This is a genomic window from Gloeothece verrucosa PCC 7822, assembly GCF_000147335.1.
In the GTDB taxonomy this organism is placed as follows: Bacteria; Cyanobacteriota; Cyanobacteriia; order Cyanobacteriales; family Microcystaceae; genus Gloeothece; species Gloeothece verrucosa.
The window spans coordinates 938926-960295 of sequence record NC_014501.1 but is presented as its reverse complement, the minus strand read 5'-3'; the positions used below and the strand labels follow the sequence as shown (position 1 = coordinate 960295).

The following is a 21370-nucleotide window of genomic DNA, read 5'->3' as shown; positions in this document are numbered from 1 at the left end:
CTAAAACCAAGGCGCGGCCTTCTTTTTTAAAATTAAATGCGATTGCCCTGCTTACGGTTCTTATCAACAGTCCAATCCCATTGCCGGGTAACTTTTTGTATGAGTTGAGCTTGGGCTTTGGTAAACTGCCCTGGAACTTGCAGTCCGGTTTCATGATGGATGAGACGGTATTCCCATTCTGGTAAGACTCGCTCATTGAGGGGGATAAATTCAATAACAAGAGGATAGATTGAATCTTCTATTGGGAAGAGTTCAGTTTGAATGGCGCTTTGAAGAGAGCTAATCATTATTCGTTTCTCCTTATTTTTCTCCGAAGAAACTGTCCTGATTGCCTACGGAAGCGAATGCCAAAATTGACGGTTATACGTCTGAAAATAACTATGATGTAGCGATGGCGATAAGTGCTTGGGGAAAAGCCATGAAGATAGGAGTTATGCACTCTCCACTTTCATAATAAGGGTTTGAGAGACTAGGCGATCGCTTCAACCCCAAATCAAGGTTTCCGACTAGATGGATGTGCGTAAGTCCGAGAAGACATACCGTCACTGATTCTGGCAAAAGTTCGTATTCGTAGGATTGCAAGAAGTTCCTAGGTTTTGTAGCTAATAATTGGGGTTTGGCGTTGCTCCAATGAGCTAGGAATCAGTTGCCAATAACCCCAATCACAACAGCCGCTAGGCACTGAAACGACGCAATCTCTTAAGTTCCGCCATCAGTTCATAACGTTCGTAGCATATTCCTAAGAATCGCTGATGGGTAGGGGGCATATCGTCAAAATCGATACCCTTACCCCAAATCCTTACCAATTGAACTAAGACAAAAGGGTTATGAAGACATACAAAAAATTTGTGCTAGAAAAACTCTAAAACCAAAAACATAAATTATAAAAAAAATTATGGAGTATGGAGGAATCTGCTATGAGCAAAAATACTTCTCCTCAAATGACGCAAGTAGGGCTAAACTACCGTAAATAAAAAAATAAACTAGCATATATGAATAACTCGAAAGAAGAAAAGTCTAAACAATTACAACCTCCTCGTTTTCCTCAAATTCTTGCTCAAAAGCCTGCCCTGACGAGCTATTATGCCGGGTGGGACAGTATCAGCTTAGAAAATCAAAAACAGCCAAAAACACAAACCCCGGAATTTTCCCTCGATCACTATGTAATTGGTATTTATCTTGGGCAGGGTTGTCAAATGGAAATGAAATCTTCACAAAAGAGTCTGTATAAAGGGCCGTTTGTGCATGGAGCAATAGCATTCTTTGCAATACATCATACCTACAAAGCCTATTGGGATCGTCCGGTTGATTCACTTGTTCTAAATTTAAAGCCAGGCTTATTGACTCGAAATGCAGAAGAATTACTGGAGTGCAATTCGTTTGAGCTACTCCCGCAGTTTGGGTTTAATGATGGACTGATTCATCAGATTGGATTAGCCCTTTATGCGGATTTAAAGTTGCAAAGACCAGGGGGAAGGCTTTACGCAGAGCATCTGGCAAACACTTTAGCCGTTCATCTTCTAAGATCCTATTGCTCTAATAATCGTCAGTCAATAGGTTGCTGGGATTGTTTCTCTTCCAAGCGATTAAAACCCGTTTTTGATTATATTCATGAATTTCTAAGCCAAGATATCAGTTTAAGTACATTATCAAGCATTGCCAACATGAGTCAATATCATTTCTCTCGGACTTTTAAAGAAATGACTGGCCTCACGCCCCACCAATACGTTATTCGGCAACGGGTTGAGCGAGCCAAGCAACTTCTTCTTCAGAGCAAGATGAGCATTAATGATGTTGCAATAGCTTGTGGATTCACTCATCAAAGTCATCTTCACCGTCATTTTAAGAGATTGATAGGGGTAACACCCAGTGCATTTAGAGAAAAATAGCAACTTTGTGCAAAAAATACAGCAAATCCGTGCAAGATTTTTATGAGTTAATGGGAGATAATTTCTTCATAAATTATCAATATTATTCAAAAATTTTAAAGATCTTATGAAGTTATTCGATTTAGTTGACTTATGCAGCCAATTTTGCTAGTTATTGTAGAGGCTGCTTAGTCTAAGAATTTTCATAAAAATCTAGAATCTCTAAGCCATAAAGCTGTTAGCTCTTATGGTCACTGTTGTTATGTTAGTTGAGCGGGCATCTGAGTTGCTGACTCAACTGCAAATTTCGATCACCAAGACTTAATTGTAAAAGAACCAACAATGAACACTCAAAATACACCTCTCACTATCGTTGTTCAAGCTTTAGAATTGACTTTTGAACAATTGGGGCAACTTGCCGGTAACGATCTGCTTTTCAGGAATACGATCGCTACGGCTTTTGGTGAGAGTGCTGATGCGAGTGCTTTTCAGACGGCTTGGGCTAATGGGGATTTTTCAAGTTTCCCTCCTATTGAAATTCGCAGTCGTTCTGAGCTTAGTGGGGCAAATGGAGCGTTTGCGATCGCCACAGGGAAGATTTATCTAGCACAAGAATTTATTGAGGCGAATATTAATAATCCTGATGCGATCGCTCATTTATTAATACAACAGTTCGGATATTATCTAAATTCGTTGGCTGATCAGGGGAATGAGCAAAATCATAATAATAATCTACTATTGCTGTTGGCTTTGGCGGGTAATCGTCGCGGTACGAACGATACTGTGGGATTTTATCAGGGTAATCGTCATTTGTTCCAGAAGTTATCTAATGATAATCGAGATACGGATTTTAATGCTCTGTTGTTGGCGGCGGCTAATGGCAAGGAGTTAGGCAATCATTTAGAATTCTTTCCTAGTAACCAGATTGATCGGGTTATTGATGTAAATCAGGCTTTGATAGATAACGGAGTCATTGATGTTCCAGCGACTGTTGTTGAGGAGAATAGCGCGAATCAAGGGGATGGGGGTACGAGGGATACAGTTATCAGCAGAACGATTGCTGAGGTATCAAAGAATCCAGAGACAAAGTTAGATGAAACTAAGCTTAAGGACAATCTGACGGTTATTTTTGCGGAAAGTCTTCAGAATAACAGCAAATTGGATTTATTGGAGATTTATGAGGTAGTAGACACAGCCTTACGAGATGCTTATAGTTATCTCAGTAAGTTCCGTTTTGATCCTGAATATACCCAGAAGTTAGAAACTGCTTTTGGTACTGATTTTAATCGGGAAGTAGCAAATAAATTATTTAATAATTTTGCTGACGGAAATTTTACCGATATTCCTACTGTTAAGATTGTCAATCGCGCGGATATTTATGGGGTAAATGGGGCTTTTTCTGCGGATACAGGATTAATTTATTTAACAAGAGAATTTTTGAATGAAAATTATAAAAATACCTCAAGAATTACCGATGTTTTATTAGAAGAAGCTGGGCATTTTGTTGATTCTCAGATTAATAAGATTGATTCTCCGGGGGATGAGGGGGAGATTTTTGCAAACCTCGTGCAAGGCAATACTCTGACTGAACAGGAGTTACAAATACTAAAAGCAGAAAATGACATAGCTACTGTTATTTCTAATGGTCAAGGGATTACTGTTATTCCCGGTCAGTCAAATATTACGATTGAGGAAAATGCTCAAGATCTTCGGGTGGCAACGTGGAATATTTGGGATGGTAGAGGCAATGGTCAAAGGGCTGGTATACAGAACATATTACAACGTATAAATTACATTGCTAGATATAGTGATTATGCAGGTATTGATCTAATTACGCTACAAGAAATTCCAGATTCAGATCAACAACCGTTAGCACGTGCTTTATATGCCTATCAAAATAATCAACCTCTTCCTAATCAATATACCCAACAGGGACTACAACAGATGTTAAACGGGTATAGCTTTATAGTTGTACCAAGTGAGAATAATCCACGTACACCTAATGTTCCAAACAGTGATGGAGAACTTAATACCAATAGCTCTGATGGGTACTTAATCCTGTACGATCCCAACACAATCACAATAAATAGCTCCGGGTTCTTTAGGCCAAATGATTTTTATGCTTCTCTTAATTCTGGCAATAACAACTTTACAAATTACTATCTACGTCCTCCTTATGAGGTAAATATTACACATAGCAATAGCAATCAACAATATCGTATTTTAACATGGCACAATGAATATGAAGGTGGCGCATTAGCTCAGAATGCCAGAATAGCGGGATTCGATGATCTGGTTCACAGTCTCAGAAACACTAATAATCCTAATAATAATACTCCTACTCTTGTTCTTGGTGATTTTAATGTCAGACTTAATGAAAATATAAATATACCAATAAGTCAAACGCAAACAGTAACAGCAAGCGTAACAGATTGGCTTGCTGGTAATATTAATGGTTTAGACTCTCCTTATAGAGGCGTACATCATACAAATTACGATTACATCATTGCCAATGGGAATATTCAAGTAAATTATTTGGGTCAAGATAGAACAGACTCTCCATTATTATTGAGTGATTCTCATCAAGCGTTATTTGCCCAAATAAGCAACAATGGAATAAACAACAATGCAACAATAATAGTTGGGAATGCAGCTGTTGCTAATTTACTCATGGGTCCAGCAGGGATTCCGCGAAATAACACAACATATGAATATGACACTACTACAATATCAAATACCTGGATAGATCAAACAATTAAGATAGGTAAAAATGGTTCTTTCTTTACACCACTCACTACTGTTGATGGAGGTAGAGTAACAGTTCGTGAACAAACTGTCAATGGACAAACGAAAAAATATATTGACGTTACAGCAAATAGCTCTAATGTAAATGCAAAAGTTTATTCTGCGATCGGTAATAATCAAAGTGCTGCGTTATTTAATGGAGACGTTGCATTTGATACAAACACACTCACAGGAACAATTACCGATAGGGGCGATAGTAATGATTCTTCTGCATTCAAATTAATTGGCGGAATAGAAGTTTCTTTTGATGGTTTATCATTCGGGGAAGATGCAGATGGTAATCCTCAACTAAGACTACAAGGTTCAATGCTACTGCCTCAAAATCTGGTTGGTGGAAATGGCTTGTTAGTAGCTATTAACGGAAGTGATTATATCGGTATTAGCGATAATGGTCTTGAAGTCACAGGTGGGTTTGTACAACTCCCTGGTACAACCTCTTTTGTTGTTCTGGGTTTACTAGAAATTCAAGCACTAAATGCCCAAGTGAAATTTGATTTCACCAATGAAGAAATTACACTTCAGGGTCAATTTAAAATTCCCAGTCTTAAAAACGCTGCATTTAATTTACAGGGTGGAAATTACATTAAAATTAAAAAGACTGCCACAGGTCTTGATTTTTCAATGGTAGCAAATGTTACTACCTCTAATATTCCTCTATTTGGATCATGGGAAATTCAAGATATCAATCTAAATGTTAATACTCCCAACAATAATTTCACCGTTAACGCTAAACTGAAAACCCCCGGCAGTCCAATCAACCTAACATTAGCATTTACCAATGGCCAACTCACCCAAATTACAGGTAGTAGCAACGGCGTAGGAACAGACTTTACTTTTTTAGGTGCGGCAGTAGATATCGACGCAGTAACCACCAGAATTGACAGAGATACAGCAGATAGCGAACCCTGGGACCCTGAATTTTCTCTCCAAGGTTCAATTGAAATTCCTAAATTGAAAGGTTTAAAAGGTACGCTTGATGGCACAAATAAGCTAGTAGTAAATAATAGCGGAGTTAAATTAACGGGTGCATATCTAGAACTCGCTAAAATAAAAACTGGAAAAACAGTAGATCAAGCTCTAGCAGAAGGCATCAAACTAGGAGCATGGACACTATATGATATTGCAGCAACTTATGGGGATGTCACTACTAATGGTGTAACTCAGAAGAAATTTACAGGCAATGCTAAACTGCGAACATCCGAAGGCGAAGATATTGGTTTAAACTTAGAATTTAATGAGAGTGGTCTACAAAATATCACCGCCAATAATGTTAATTTTAATTTATTTGGAGCTACAGTTAATAATGCGACGATCAATTTTACCCCGGATAGAACACCTAATGTAGGAAATGATTGGGACCCAGAATTTAAGTTACAGGGTACGCTCAAACTACCCCAAGCGCTAGGTGGTGTTGAGTTAAGCGTTACTGGCAGTGATTATTTGTTAGTAAACAATAATGGTTTTAATTTAACTGGTGGGGATATTTCTAAACCAACTCTCAACTTTAATCTTTTAGGTTTCTTGCGAGTTAATGGTAGTGATATACATATTAAATACACTAATATTAAGAGTGAAAAAGTCTTCATTATTCAAGGTAAAGTTACTCTACCCGATCTTTACAATCTCACAGGTGATTTTAGTGGAAGTGATAAATACATCAAAATTACCAGTAGTGGCCAGGCCGAGGTAGTTGGCTCGATATCTGTCGACAAGTCTATTGATATAGCTGCTGGTTGGAAGATAAAATCTGCCACAGTATCTATTGATACCAGTAATAACCAAACAAGAGTAACAGCTAATGCTACCGTTGAAATTCCTTCGGGAATTGATGTTGCTGCAACAGTTAATTGGAATGGTAGTCAATTAGAATCTATTGCAGTAGGGGTATCTGATCTCAATAAACCTATTGGTGGGACAGGTGCATATCTTCAGAGTTTAAATGGGTCTTATAATGCAAGCACAACAATCTTTACAGGTGCTGCGTTTATTACCGCAGGACCAAGAATTAATATTGACTTCCCTGATGTTCTCAATATTCCTGATGTTAATAATCAAGCACTTGTTAATCTGGATTTAACTACAACAATTACTCAAGATTATCTCAACGCAACAGGTAAGGTTAATATTCTGGGTAATCTAATTACGGGATCAGGTGAAATTAACATCAATTGGCAAAATAATTCATTTTTTGCACAAGCTAACTTAAACATTCTCTATGGATTAATTGAAGCAAATGCTACCCTAATTGGTCGTAAATATAACAGCAATTTTGACTTTTATGCTTTAGCAGAAGGAAGTGTGAAGATCCCCAGCGCTATTCCTGTTATCGGAGGATGGACATTAGGCTCTGGAGGAGTTTATGTTCAATTTATTGATGATAATAATTCTAGTAATGATTATTTTGCTGCTTGGGGACAGACATTAGGTATAAGTTCTGCTGTCAAAATAGGTTTTGATGGTTCATTCAGTTTGACTAACTCAGGAATATCTGAAGTAGCAAAACAAAAAATTAACAATCTCAAAAACAATATTAACGGCTCTTACAATAGAGACTTGTTTAATCCTCCTAACATTGATAACGAGGTTTTTGGTGGAAATAACGATAATAATACGCTCTGGGGTACGGATAGTTCAGACTTAATTAATGGATATGGTGGTAATGATATCCTGCATGGTAAGGGTGGAGATGACAACTTAAACGGTGGGGATGGCAACGATATTCTCAATGGAGGTAGTGGTAAAAATATTTTTAATGGGGGTACTGGCGATGACACTTTAATCGGTAGAACAGATGATGATACTTATATATTTGATACGGACGACCCACAAGGTTCAGACACAATCAATGAAACCACAATTGCACTGAGAACTGCCCATAACACTTATATTCGGACTGATGCTGGTAGTGCTTTCTTTCAAAATGATCATGCAGGTCCTTGGGAAGAATTTCAAATTATTACTCAGGATGATGGAAAAATTGCCTTACAAACTTTTAACAATACCTATATGAGAGCAAATTCAGCTTGGAATGTAGATCAAGCTGGTAGTATTGGTGATTGGGAAAAATTTAGAGTTATTGACCGGGGTTCTGGACAAATTGCATTAGAAGCTCATTGGCCTCCAGACTTCTGGAATGGATATAGAAATACCTATATCCAAGCTACAAACACAGGTTTAATAACTCAAACCAATAATCTTGATTCTTGGGAAACATTTACTCCTGAATTCCGCAATAACGATATAGATACGCTAGACTTTTCTGCAACTACCACTAAAACTATCAGCCTTAATCTTGGCTATTATGGACAACAACAGATAAATGAAAATCTCTTTTTAACTTTAAATACTTATTTTGGATCGAACGCTTACATAAATATAGAAAATGCTGTGGGTGGTAGTTTAAATGACACAATACGTGGAAATAACCTAAATAACTTTTTGAGAGGAAATGGCGGTAATGATTCTCTCTATGGTGGAGACGGCAATGATTCTCTCGATGGTGAGGATGGCAATGATTTTCTCGATGGTGGAAACGGCAATGACACCCTTCTTGGCTCATTAGGCAATGACACCCTTCTTAGCGCATCGGGCGATGACTACCTCTATGGTGGAAACGGCAATGATACTCTCGATGGTTCAGATGGTGGAGAAGGCAATGATACTCTTGATGGTGGGGACGGCAATGATTATCTCGATGGTGGAAGAGATAATGACATCCTTCGTGGCGCATCGGGCAATGACTACCTCTATGGTGGAGGCGGCAATGATACTCTTGATGGTGGGGAGCAGAATGACACCCTTCTTGGCGCATCGGGCGATGACTACCTCTATGGTGGAAACGGCAATGATACTCTCGATGGTTCAGATGGTGGAGAAGGCAATGATACTCTTGATGGTGGGGACGGCAATGATTATCTCGATGGTGGAAGAGATAATGACATCCTTCGTGGCGCATCGGGCAATGACTACCTCTATGGTGGAGGCGGCAATGATACTCTCGATGGTGGGGATCACGATGACACCCTCATTGGTAGTACAGGCTATGACATCGTAAATTACGCAGGAAGCCATACAGAATTTCAGGCAACTATTCTCTCTGATGGTAGTATTCAAATACAGGATATGTTCACGAGCAATGGTAATGAGGGAACAGATATTCTAAGAGAGATTGAAAAAATTTACTTTGCTACTGGTGGCGGCTATTATGGTGTGCTAACAGGAGGTACAGGCAATGATTCCCTCACCGCAAATAATAACTGGTCGTCTTTAATTTTTGGGGATGCTGGTAATGATACCCTCAATGGTGCGGGATTAGGCGATGATACTCTTAGTGGAGGAACTGGTAATGACTTACTAAATGGACAGAATGGTAATGACTTACTCGATGGAGGTGCGGGTGTTGATACTCTGATTGGCGGAAATGGCAACGATCTCTACATTGTTGATACCACCACCGACATCATTACCGAAAATGCTGCACAAGGCACAGATACAATACAATCGAGTGTGACTTTTAGTCTTGCTGACTTGCCTAACATTGAAAACCTAACCTTGACAGGAACCAATACGATTAATGGTACAGGCAATACACTCAATAACACTATTACAGGTAACAACGCTAATAATATCCTCGACGGTGGAGCAGGTATTGATACCTTGATTGGGGGATTGGGTGATGATCTTTACATTGTTGATACCATCGCCGAAATCATTACCGAAAATGCCGCACAAGGCACAGATACTGTGCAATCAAGTGTCTCTATAACTCTTGCTGCTAACATTGAAAACCTCACACTGACAGGAACCAATACGATTAATGCTACAGGTAATGAACTTAATAACACTATTACAGGTAACAACGCTAATAATATCCTCGACGGTGGAGCAGGTATTGATACCTTGATTGGGGGATTGGGCGATGATCTTTACATTGTTGATACCATCGCCGACCTCATTACCGAAAATGCCGCAGAAGGCACAGATACTGTGCAATCAAGTGTCTCCATAACTCTCGCTGCTAACATTGAAAACCTCACACTGACAGGAACCAATACGATTAATGCTACAGGTAATGAACTTAATAACACTATTACAGGTAACAACGCTAATAATATCCTCGATGGTAGTGATGGGGATGATACCCTGATTGGGGGATTGGGCGATGATCTTTACATTGTTGATACCACCACCGACATCATTACCGAAAATGCCGCACAAGGCACAGATACAATACAATCGAGTGTGACTTTTAGTCTTGCTAACTTGCCTAACATCGAAAACCTCACACTGACAGGAATTAATACAATTAATGGTACAGGGAATGTACTCAATAACCTTATTACAGGTAACAGTGCGAATAATATCCTCAATGGTGGTGCTGGTAACGACACCCTAATTGGCGGTGATGGCTTTGATACTGCAACTTATACAAATCTGCAAAGCAACATACAACTGACAGATAATGGTAGTAATAATTTTACAGCGCAATTTGCTATTAATGGGCAAAATTATACCCATCAACTTCAATCCATAGAAAAATTTGAAGGAAGTCAAGGCAACGATAACATCAGAGTAGTAAATCCTAGTGCTAATTTTTCCGTTGATGGTGGACTGGGCTTAGACACATTAGACTACAGCCTTCTGACACCGGGAACAGTACAAGTCATCAGCACTTCCCCCAACTCTGGTACGGTAACAATTGGGGCTATCACCCAGTTTTATCAATCCATAGAAAATATTATTCTTCCTCCTAGCGCACCTACATTAAATAATGCGATCGCTCCTCAAACAGCGACAGAGGACACTCCTTTTACCTTCACTATTCCTGACAACACCTTCATCGATGCTAATGTTGATGATGTTCTCAGCTATTCTGCAACCTTAGAAAATGGTAATCCTTTACCAAGTTGGTTAACCTTTGATAGCGCGAGTCGTACCTTCAGTGGGACTCCAACTAACAGCGAAGTCGGCGCGATCAATATCAAGGTATTAGTTACAGACCTTTCAGGTGCAGTTGCTCCCCACACCTTTACCTTAACCGTAGCCAATACCAATGACGCGCCTACATTAAATAATGCGATCGCTCCTCAAACAGCGATCAAAAATAGTCCTTTTACCTTCACCATTCCTAGCAACACTTTCAGCGATGTTGATTTAGGAGACAGTCTGAGTTACAGTTTAGCCCCGAACACAATTTTGCCTAGTGGTGTTACCTTCAATGTTGCCACTCGAACTTTTAGCGGTACACCCACTAGCACATCAGTAGGCATCTATAATATTACAATTATCGCTACTGATACGGCGGGCGCAACTGTTAGTAATACTTTTACGCTGACTATCGCTAATTTAATCGGAACGAGTGGGAATGATACCCTAATCGGAACCCCAAATAGTGAAAAACTTGAAGGATTAGGAGGTAATGATAGTCTTGCCGGTGCTGAAGGGAATGATACCCTTGATGGAGGAACAGGTAATGATAGCATGAGCGGGGGAACCGGAGATGATCTTTATATTGTCAATACCACTAGCGATCGCACCTTAGAAAATCCTAATGAAGGAATAGACACCGTTCAATCCTCTGTTAACTGGACTTTAGGTACTTATTTAGAAAACCTCATCTTAACGGGTAGCAGTAATCTTTCAGGCACAGGAAACACCCTCAATAATAGTATTACAGGTAACGGTGGAAACAATAATTTATCTGGGTTAGACGGGAATGATTTTTTAATCGGCGGGTCAGGCAATGATACCCTTAATGGTGGTGCCGGTAACGATACTCTCGTAGGGGGAACTGGAAATGAGGTTTATAATGTCGATAGTAGCACTGATGTCATCAATGAAAATATAGATGAAGGAACAGATACCGTTAATGCCTCCGCTACTTATGTATTAAGCGATAATCTGGAAACTTTGACTTTAACCGGAACAGGGAACATTGACGGTACGGGTAATAGGCTCAATAACATTCTCACCGGTAATAGCGGCAATAACCTTTTAACAGGAGACATCGGAAATGACACCCTTAACGGTGGTACGGGCAATGATACCCTTGATGGCGGGGTCGGGGGCGACTCGATGGCCGGAGGAAGCGGAAATGACGTTTACGCCATTGATGACATTAATGATGTTATCATCGAGAATCTTAATGCGGGAATAGATGTGGTTAATACTTCGATTACCTATACATTAGGCAATAATCTAGAGAACCTAAATTTAAGTGGCTACTACAACACTAATCAGACTGGCAACAATATCGATCTCCTCTACAACAAAATTAATGGAACCGGCAACAGTCTCAATAACGTCATTACCGGCAATTACGCCGATAACATCTTATCGGGAGAGGCCGGTAATGACAGCCTGACTGGTTTCGGTGGTAATGATACTCTTTATGGGGGCGCGGGAAATGACACTCTTGATGGAAGTGATTCTTTTCGCTATTACTCTATGGTTCTTGTTGGTGGGACTGAAAATGATGTTTACATCATCGATAGTGTTAACGCTGTTATAGTTGAAAATTCTAATGAAGGAACGGATCTAGTTATAACCACCACAAATTATACATTACCTGCTAATGTCGATAATTTAACCTTAGCTGAAGCTGATTTTGGTCAGTATAATGGTACTGGTAATAATCTTAACAATATTCTCACGGGTAATACTAACGATAACAGCTTAACCGGAGCGGGAGGCAATGATACTCTCGATGGAGGAGCGGGTAATGATATTCTAATTGGCGATCTCACCAACTTGTTAGAGTATAATGGCCACACTTATCTTTTAACCACCCCTGGAACATGGCAACAAGTTCAATCACAAGCGCAGAGTTTAGGGGGAAATCTTGTTACTATTAACTCGGGAGCCGAACAAAACTGGTTAGTTAATAATTTTACGGGCTACGAACCACTATGGATTGGTTTGACAGATGAACTGATAGAAGGCGAGTTCAAATGGTCTACCGGCGAAATTTTGAGTGACGTTGATTATCAGAACTGGGAAACGAATCAACCCGATAACAACTTCTACGGTACGCCAGAAAATTATGTACTAATGAACTCTAGTTCACCAGGCAAATGGAGCGATAACATACCTGACTTTAATTACAGGGGCATTGTTGAATTAACTCAAGTCCTGGGCGGTAACGACAGTCTTATCGGTGGTTCCGGAAACGATACTCTTTATGGCGGTGCCGGTAATGATACTCTTAATGGAGGAACCGATGATGATAGTCTTGTTGGGGGGTCAGGTAATGACGTGTACATCGTTGACAGTATTAATGATGTCATTACTGAAAATCTTAACGATGGAGTAGATCAAGTTAATGCTTCGGTGAGCTATACATTAAGTGCCAATCTGGAAAGATTATCGTTAACCGGAACGAGCGATATTAACGGTACAGGCAACTCTTTTAACAACAGCATCATCGGTAATGCAGGTAATAACACCTTAACCGGAGCAGGGGGCAATGATACCGTTGATGGTGGTGCAGGCAATGACCTTATCGTTGAGGATACCGGAGCTTATTACTACAACGGTAAAACCTATATCTTAACCGATCCCGGAACTTGGCAACAAGCTCAAGCTCAAGCGCAAGTATTAGGAGGAAATCTTGTCGCCATCAACACACAACAGGAGCAAGATTGGATAGTTAATACTTTTGGAGGCACAGAGTTACTATGGATAGGATTGACCGATGAAGCCAGCGAAGGCGATTTCCGGTGGCTAACGGGGGAAGCTTATACTTATAATAACTGGTGGGCTTCCTTTGAACCCAATAATACATACTATAATGGTGAGCCTGAAAATTATGTATTGATCAATTGGGAGATCCCCGGCGGATGGAACGATATTATCCCGAACCGGAACCACAGAGGTATTGTAGAACTCGATGGAAGCTCGAGCTTGATCGGTAACGATAGCTTAAATGGGGGCACCGGTAATGATACCCTTGATGCGGGTGCTGGGAATGACACCCTCAACGGTGGTATCGGTGATGATAGCCTGCTCGGCAGTGCCGGAAATGATATTTACATCGTCGATAATATTAATGATGTCATTACTGAAAATCTTAATCAAGGAACCGACATAGTTAACTCTTCGGTAAGCTTTACTCTTGCAGATAATGTAGAAAATCTTACCCTAACTGGAACTAGCAATATTAATGGAACCGGCAACAGTCTCAATAATACTTTGACTGGTAACAATGGGGCTAACATTTTATCAGGACAATCTGGTAATGATAGCCTCAATGGGGGTAGCGGTGATGATACACTTCAAGGACAACAAGGAAATGACACTCTAACTGGTGGGGTGGGTAACGATGTTCTAGAAGGTGGAGAAAGTGATGATCGCCTCGCTGGTGGTGCTGGTTCCGATTTGCTCACAGGAGGTAATGGAATTAATACTTTTGTTATTAATCCTCTAACTGATTCTTTGTTAGCTAACTTTGACCGTATTAGCGATCTTAAGATAGGGGTTGATAAAATTGATGGCCCTACTGCTGTATCTGCGGCATTACTGGTTGAGTTAGGAGAAGTAACTGACTTGAGCGCAGAAGCGATCGCATCAGTTCTCAATCCCACTAACTTCTTGGCAAATCGAGCAGCTACTTTTACTATTGGTCAAGCCCAAGCTACCCGTACATTCGTTGCTCTCAATAACAACACAGCCGGATTTATTGCCAGCGCTGATGCTGTAATCGAAATAACAGGTTACACCGGTGACTTAACTAACTTAGCTATCATTTAGCAACCTGGTGGGCTAAAATCAACAAACTTAAACTGGGAGCATGGGGATATCCGTAGATATAGGCTTCAACTCCCAGTTGAAAAGCTTGTTCTTCTGATCAAGCAATAGTTGTGATGATTCTCCTTGGTTTCTAGTTAACCTGAGTTCGGGTTAAGCAGATTGGGGCAAAACCCAGTCCATCTGAAGAGAAGGCTTTTTTGGTTGGTGGGAGTAAGCTAAACACTTTTTAAACTTGACTAATGAGTCAATAATCCAAAATTTATCGTTTAAAAGTGATTGCTAAAAGATCGAGGTAAAGTCCCCTTGAGAATTTTAATGTTAAGCCACATTTATAAAAAATTTTTTCCTTTCTTATATTCACTTTCTTTCAAGTTCCCAGAGGGCTAACGCCTTTTAAATACGAAAGCTGTTTGTGGAACGACAAGCAGCTTTCTCCATTAAAACTTGATTGAATCCATTATGACGCAAAATTTTCCCAAACTTACTGAAACCTGCGAGTCCTGCACTTTCTTCGAGGACTACCAAGACGAACGGGATAGAGGGTGGTGTCACGCATTTAACCAATCTGCACGAAAGCATCATCCCAAAACCCATGACTGCGAGTTAGTAAGCATTGAGCCGCCCAAGACAGTTAAAGTTCAGCTTCACAGTAAAGCTGTCGAAGAGGATGACTGTGGCTATGCGGTTCCGGTTGACTCTGTGGTCATTGACTTGACAGTTAATGAGATTACGAGAAATGCCCTAGAAACCGCGCTGCAATCTTTGCTTGACCTATCTGAATGGGCTATCGCTGACTTTTGGCAACCCGAACTAGAGTCCGTATTTTAGTAATTTTTACCAATTTACAGCCATGAAAAAAATTTTTTGTTACCAAGAATTGCTGCTCCATAGAGAGCATTATAGCCTCCTTTTACAGTCCAAGCAAGTCAAACCAAAAGCTCGTCGCTTAATTCGTCGTCACATTGGCAAACTGACCGGCATGATCGCTCGAAATGTGGTCATTTCCAGAGTTGGCTAAAGTGAGCTTGTCTCAACACAGAGCAAGTAAGATGAGGATGAAGAGGGTGTATGTAATATATACACCCTCCTGAGCAATAGAAAATGCTTGCGTGAGCCTGATGTAGGCTTGCTCGTTTCAAGCCTCGCTCTCACTGTAACCAAGGGATAAATTTCACTCTCTGCAAAAAGGGTATCGTTAATATACGTATCCTTGGCGCGATCGCAAATTCTTGAGTCAAATCTGTGTAGATGGGTTTGAGCTTCAATCACGAGAAGATACAATTTGAGTCAGTTGTTGATGCTTCCACGCCCCGATATACATCAAATGCCAACAATCCCCAAAAAAATCTTCAAAAACTTCTGGAGAAATTTTGAGTGCTTCAGAAAAACCTGAACCGAGTAAAGGATAATTTCCTACAATGGTATCTTTAAATTTATGTCTTAAGTAAAGACATTTACCTTGATATTGGTAGTAACATTTTTCCTTATATCCGGCTGAAATTTCTCCTTCTATTATATCGATATATATTTCGTCTTCAAATAATTGCCTGAATTCCTTAACGGATAAATTCGCCACAAGACACTCTTGCATAAAGCTTCTTATTGCTGGAGACACATTAGATTCTTTGTTATACCAAATCTTTTCAACTGTACGGCTATTAAGGTAATCTTCATAAGTCGGTAAATTCTCAATGGAGAAATCCGCTTCTAAATCTTCTAAAATAGAATATTTTTTCCAAAAAGGATAATGTGGCTTCATAAGTGTTGATGCAGTTAAAATTGAACAACCAAGATTTTGTCCTTAAGCTAAAATAGATATAAAGTTTAAAGTTAGTTTATTATCCCTAAAGCGATGAATCCCGTTGTTGTAAAACCGTCAGCTTGGCTAACCGGAGGAATCCGAACCGAACAAGTCAATCATCTCACACTGTTTAAATTTACTGAAGAATTGAGTAATCGCTTACAAGAACTACTCGATAAGAAAAAAGCGGATAATCTGAACCCAGAAGAAACAGCCGAGTTAGAAGCCATCAGTGAGTTAGATACCATTTTTAGTTATATTAACGCTATTATCGTTTCTCAATCGTGACAATTCCTAAAAAAGTTTTAGACTTAGTACGAGAACGGGCAAATTATCGCTGTGAATATTGTCATTATCTTGAATTTCTTAGTACATCCCCTTTAACTATTGATCATATTTTGCCAAAATCAATTGGTGGAACGGATGATATAAATAATCTTGCCTTGGCTTGTCGTCGTTGTAATGAACGTCATTATAATTTCGTTTCAGGCATTGATCCACAAACTCAGCAGGAAGCGTCTTTATTTAATCCCCGGCTCTCACAATGGTCAGAGCATTTTGTGTGGACAGTTGATGGAACAAAAATTATCGGTATTACCGCTATTGGTAGAGCTACTTGTGAGCGCCTAGATCTTAATGACGAACGCCGTAATGATCGTTTTATTCAAAGATCCAGAAGCTTGTGGAAACAAGGAGGTTGGCATCCTCCCGAAGAAGATCCTTGCCTTTAGATAGTACAAAATTAGGCTGCTAAAAGTTTTTAAGCCCTATTTGAATTTTGGAATCCTTTGAAAACTTCCCTAGGGGCTATCGCCCATTAGATTAGAACGCCACTTGAAAACAGGTTGTCGTTCAAAAAGGGATTACAAAACAAAAGTAGATATGAGCAACCTGTTCGATTTATCACTGGTTAGCGGGTGGCTGACCAATAAATTCACGATCGCAAGGGTTGCTTTCTTTGTCGAATACCACGCAGATGAAGCTCAGGAGATTCACCACACTCAGCAAAGTTTGTCAACTAAAAACTTATTAGTCGGGCTATCGCCCATTAAATTGTGAGCAGTTTGAAGACAGATTTTAGTTGAAAAAAAGATTATTACAAAACAGGAATAGAATAAAGATGAACAATATTTCGATTTACCATTTATCGGAAGATATTCGGTCTGAGTTTACCATTGATGAGCAAGGTCGAGCCTTTGCGTCCCGTCGTGCTGTAGCCCGGTTGGTAGGAGTTGAGCATCCCTCAATTCTTAAGCTACTAAAGCGTATCGCTAGTGGTAATTTAAAGAAATCGCCAAGCCTTCAACCCTTTGCCGGACAAGACTTTAGCGATGGTAACTTACCCGATATTCTAGTCGCCGCCATCATTGAATATTATTGCTTTGATTCTCGTGCGGCTAACCCTCAAGCAAAGTTAGTTTATCGAGCTTTTGCCACTCTAGGATTTCGGGCTTGGGTGCAGCAAGAATTAGGCTGGCAAAAACCTCTCAGCCAAGCCGAGTATTTATTGTCAGTGGCTCAACAGTTTGTCGAACAGGAGCGACAACTAAAATTGATTCACTCTGATGTTAAAACTGTCAAGAACGAAGTGGAAGTTTTAGCCGCACAAACTGAGGACATCAAGAAAGCTCAAGAAAGTCAAGATGAAGTTTTGCTGTCGTTAGTCGCTATCCAAAAACAAGCGGAATCAGACCTAGAAATTATCCCCTTTTCTGCTGAACAGGCACAACAGATGACTGTAAGGGATAAAGTTGTCTTGCTGGTACGCACTTATTGCTATTCTAGCGGTGTGGCTTATAAAGATTTCTTTAGTCACCTTTACCGCCAGTTTAAATACCGCTATCACTATGATGTTAAAGCTCGTTCTCGTAATAAACGGACAAGCCTCATCGATCAGATAGAGAAAGATGGAATGATTGACGCTCTTTATTCCGTAGCATAGGAGATTATCCAAGCTACAATAGGAGCTTAAATCAAATTGGGGATAAATAGCCAGGATACCCAAGGTTTTTGGAGACTGAATGAAAAGGGTGCGGTTAATAACCGTATCCTTTTTATAGCAGTTTTCTATTTAGTGAGATACGCAGTTATTCCTTTTAAGAAACAGGGAACAGGGAATAGGGAACAGGGAACAGGGAATAGGGAACAGGGAACAGGGAATAGGGAACAGGGAACAGGGAATAGGGAACAGGGAATAGGGGATAAAAGTAAGTTGTATCTCACGCATTTCAAAAAGGCTATATCATGCTGCCAATAACTTGTCTTAAATGCTTCAAGCTTTTACCCCAGAAGGCTTTGGCCATGCTGCAAAATTCAAATAATACTGTCTTCAGTTGTCGGTCATTCTTAGGGTGTGTATAGTATATACACCCTTGCTGATCCATCAAAAATGCTTCGTTGATGAAAAAACGCTCAACCCCAGAAGAGATTAAACCGCTTCCCCAAAAAATTCCTGGTTCAATTGCTTCAATGGAACGAGCAATAGTCCTATTGGGCAACCGCGTACAAAACGAATTGAACCCAAAATCGCGCCAAGAGTTAATTGAATTAATCGATATTTATCCTGATGCCAGTACAGCCGCTACTTGGAAGCAAGCTTTAAGACAACTAATCAAAGATAAACAGCAGTCCTCCTCAAATTTATCGGGACAAGTAGCCGAAATTAATGCCGAAACATCCATTATATTCTCGTGGTTAAAAGATGCTCTTTCTGAGCTTTATTGGGAAGAGAAAAATTGTTATGATCCTGAGTTTGCCAAGCTTATGAGAGTTTGGTATCAAGAGTGTCCATTAGAAGACTCTCCTTCTGGTTATTTAGCGAAAAAGTTTTTAGAACTTCATTTTGCTTGGTCAAAAACTGAAGATGAATCTGAATTTGATTTGTCGGATTTGAATTTTAATCTTGAAGTTGACCCCTTAATCGAACATGAATTAACCTTTATTGAACCCTTGTTAAGGTTAGCTTTAGAAAAAGTTGATTTCGAGTTTTTAGGAGATTATTTAGTTAAAGAACTCGAATTAGAAATTTAAAAGCTCGGCAAACTATTGAAATTATCCTCTTAAAAAACTGTTTGATAGGGCTATCGCCCATCGGATTGTGAGCGTATTGCTAGGAGGAAATTATGATTGCATCACAAAGCAACCAATCCCTGCATCTCCACGTTGCCTGTCAATTGCCTTTATCACTTGTTAGAAGTCTATTAGCTGACCAACAGGCTTACCGCCATCTTTTGGCCGAACATCACAAGGCTCTGTCTGTGCTGACTATCCACGCAGCCGACGATGCAGGAGCCAGAGAAGTGATTGAAAATAGTAAATTTTGTGGAGGTAAAGCATGAGAATGAGAAGACTTCTCTGTTACCAAGAATTAGTCTTTCACCAACAGCATTATATCCACCTTTTAAACTCTGGTCAGGTCAAGCCTAAAGCTCACTTTTTGATTCGCTGGCATATTCACAAACTGACACAAGAAATTGATACAAGGTGGCCACCACGTTTAAGAAAGGTTCACGTTTGAGAAGGGCTAACGCCATTTGAGAAAAAAAGTTAGAAGGCAGGAAGAATGAGGGAATTTATGTCTTTTTCTCACCCTGCCTCTTTTCTTGGGGGTCGCGCATCCATCAACACGCGAAAGTTAAACTTTCTTAAAGCAAGAAAAAGGAAATTAAAGTCATGAGTAATTTAGCAAAATTTTCAGTTTTTGGCACTCGTCCTCAAAATTCAATTTTCATGCCTCAAGTCCCCTTTAACCTCAGAAATGATTGTCGTTTGGGACAATGGAAGGTAGGAGAAGAGGATTATCGGGGCAAAGAATTTGAAATTTCCATTATTAAAGTCGCTCAATTCTTCGGCAATCTCGGCAAAATAACCAATTCATTCTGGTTACAAGTGTGGTTCGTTGCTGCCCCTGGTTGTGACATTCTACCCAAGAATACTGTCTGTCTAACCTACCTCAAGAAGCGTAGTATCGCTCAATTCTCTCAGAAAGTCACGGAATTGATGGAAAAGAGAGAACCTGCCCTCGGTATCTTCAAAGGCTCATTCCTCAAACACAATGGGGACAAAGGCGACTATTACAGTGTTGCTTGGGATTGGCGCGAACGGGAAACCGACGAAGAGATCAAACAGCTTGAACATATTGCTGATTTCATGGCAAATAATCCCAAAATGATTGATTTGTCGGTGAATCTAATTCCGATCGATGGTATGTCTCCTGATGAAATTGAACTCCTGATGTCCTCTGCTAAAGCAAGCGAGTTGGAAAGCTCGGCTTTTGTGAATGGACGATAATCTGATCGCTGATAGTGGTTTGGAAGTAGCGGGTTACTGTATGTAACCTGCTGCTTCTTTTTTTTTAGGCGAGGCATGATTTTTGCCAGGAGGAAGGGTCGATGTCTAACTTGAATTTTAATCTCGGTTCTACTTGCCGTCGCGCTTTGATCAATCATCAGATTTATCGGAAGGTTGAGGAAAAGTACCAAAAAATCCTTGCCAAACGTCGTCAATGTTGTCGTAACTGCGCCTATTTTGATGACAATCCTTATTTACCCTGCGCTATTGACCCCATTCAAGCAGCGATCGCAGACGAAGATAATATGTGTCGGTATTTTGAGCGAAAAGAGGAATAATCGCCATGAAAATTATTAAGTTACCGTCAGGGGGGAAATTCTACGAAACTCCCTACGGTCTTTTTCCCAGTGTTACGACCATTCTACAAGCAACCATGCCCGAAGAAGGGCGCACAAGGTTGAGGAATTGGCATAAACGTAATGGTTCTGAAGCCGAAAAACTTCGCTCCTTAGCCGCCGAACGAGGTAAAGTCATACACAAGCTCATTGAAGCCAGATTTAAGGGAGAAGAACTGGAATGTCCCACCGATGTGAGCGAGTTTTGGAATGAGGCAAGGAAAATTCTGGGGGCAATTGGGGAGGTAGTGGCCAGTGAGAAACCTGTTTATCATCCAAGGTTTCAATATGCCGGAACGCTTGATTTACTGGCTTATTGGAATGGCGTTTTAACCTTATTCGATTTTAAGACGAGTCATCGGGAGAAAAGATCGCAATGGCTAACGGATGCAAAACTTCAAATTGCTGCAAACCCGTACGGCTTATGAATGCCTTTTCGGTGTGTCCATACCTCAAGGGTTGAT

15 protein-coding genes are annotated in these 21370 nt (G+C 40.1%); 13 read left to right on the top strand and 2 right to left on the bottom strand.

The window, feature by feature from the left end; translation table 11 throughout:
• Positions 1–32: 32 nt before the first annotated feature.
• On the bottom strand, positions 33–287 hold the full coding sequence (locus CYAN7822_RS04315; RefSeq protein WP_013321020.1) for a hypothetical protein: 255 nt from the start codon (positions 285–287) through the stop codon (positions 33–35).
• Between the two features lie 41 nt (positions 288–328).
• Between CYAN7822_RS04315 and CYAN7822_RS40135 the strand changes: the two genes are divergently transcribed.
• The 5 genes from CYAN7822_RS40135 to CYAN7822_RS04295 all read left to right on the top strand — a co-directional run bounded on the left by CYAN7822_RS40135 (position 329) and on the right by CYAN7822_RS04295 (position 15438).
• The gene (locus tag CYAN7822_RS40135; protein WP_280989589.1) at positions 329–454 is read left to right on the top strand and encodes a hypothetical protein; all 126 of its coding nucleotides are present in this window, start codon (positions 329–331) and stop codon (positions 452–454) included.
• Between the two features lie 538 nt (positions 455–992).
• Positions 993–1889, top strand: a complete 897-nt coding sequence (locus tag CYAN7822_RS04310) for a helix-turn-helix domain-containing protein (RefSeq protein WP_013321019.1) — start codon at positions 993–995, stop codon at positions 1887–1889.
• Between the two features lie 321 nt (positions 1890–2210).
• Positions 2211–14420 (top strand): putative Ig domain-containing protein, encoded by a 12210-nt coding sequence (locus CYAN7822_RS38910; RefSeq protein ID WP_013321018.1) that lies wholly within the window; start codon positions 2211–2213, stop codon positions 14418–14420.
• 459 nt (positions 14421–14879) lie between these two features.
• A complete protein-coding gene (locus CYAN7822_RS04300) occupies positions 14880–15248 on the top strand; it encodes a hypothetical protein (RefSeq protein ID WP_013321017.1) in 369 nt (122 codons plus the stop codon).
• A 22-nt stretch (positions 15249–15270) separates the two neighbouring features.
• The gene (locus tag CYAN7822_RS04295; protein ID WP_013321016.1) at positions 15271–15438 is read left to right on the top strand and encodes a hypothetical protein; all 168 of its coding nucleotides are present in this window, start codon (positions 15271–15273) and stop codon (positions 15436–15438) included.
• A gap of 243 nt (positions 15439–15681) precedes the next feature.
• Here the strand turns inward: CYAN7822_RS04295 and CYAN7822_RS04290 are convergent, their stop codons facing one another.
• Positions 15682–16179 (bottom strand): hypothetical protein, encoded by a 498-nt coding sequence (locus CYAN7822_RS04290; protein WP_013321015.1) that lies wholly within the window; start codon positions 16177–16179, stop codon positions 15682–15684.
• A gap of 93 nt (positions 16180–16272) precedes the next feature.
• Between CYAN7822_RS04290 and CYAN7822_RS04285 the strand changes: the two genes are divergently transcribed.
• The 8 genes from CYAN7822_RS04285 to CYAN7822_RS04245 all read left to right on the top strand — a co-directional run bounded on the left by CYAN7822_RS04285 (position 16273) and on the right by CYAN7822_RS04245 (position 21334).
• Positions 16273–16509 (top strand): hypothetical protein, encoded by a 237-nt coding sequence (locus CYAN7822_RS04285; RefSeq protein ID WP_013321014.1) that lies wholly within the window; start codon positions 16273–16275, stop codon positions 16507–16509.
• Complete coding sequence (locus tag CYAN7822_RS04280) at positions 16506–16952, top strand: HNH endonuclease (RefSeq protein ID WP_013321013.1); 447 nt, start codon at positions 16506–16508, stop codon at positions 16950–16952. The genes CYAN7822_RS04285 and CYAN7822_RS04280 overlap by 4 nt, the downstream gene beginning before the upstream one ends.
• 389 nt (positions 16953–17341) lie before the next feature.
• Positions 17342–18163 carry a hypothetical protein gene (locus CYAN7822_RS34415; RefSeq protein WP_013321012.1) on the top strand — a complete coding sequence of 274 codons (822 nt, stop codon included), beginning with the start codon at positions 17342–17344 and terminating at the stop codon, positions 18161–18163.
• 458 nt (positions 18164–18621) lie between these two features.
• On the top strand, positions 18622–19251 hold the full coding sequence (locus CYAN7822_RS04265) for a hypothetical protein (protein WP_013321011.1): 630 nt from the start codon (positions 18622–18624) through the stop codon (positions 19249–19251).
• Between the two features lie 92 nt (positions 19252–19343).
• Complete coding sequence (locus CYAN7822_RS04260; protein ID WP_013321010.1) at positions 19344–19559, top strand: hypothetical protein; 216 nt, start codon at positions 19344–19346, stop codon at positions 19557–19559.
• A gap of 334 nt (positions 19560–19893) precedes the next feature.
• Positions 19894–20511 (top strand): hypothetical protein, encoded by a 618-nt coding sequence (locus tag CYAN7822_RS04255; RefSeq protein WP_013321008.1) that lies wholly within the window; start codon positions 19894–19896, stop codon positions 20509–20511.
• Positions 20512–20612: 101 nt separating this feature from the next.
• On the top strand, positions 20613–20849 hold the full coding sequence (locus tag CYAN7822_RS04250; RefSeq protein ID WP_013321007.1) for a hypothetical protein: 237 nt from the start codon (positions 20613–20615) through the stop codon (positions 20847–20849).
• A gap of 5 nt (positions 20850–20854) precedes the next feature.
• Positions 20855–21334: a hypothetical protein gene (locus CYAN7822_RS04245; RefSeq protein ID WP_245602687.1), complete on the top strand. Its 480-nt coding sequence runs from the start codon at positions 20855–20857 to the stop codon at positions 21332–21334.
• Positions 21335–21370: the final 36 nt, after the last annotated feature.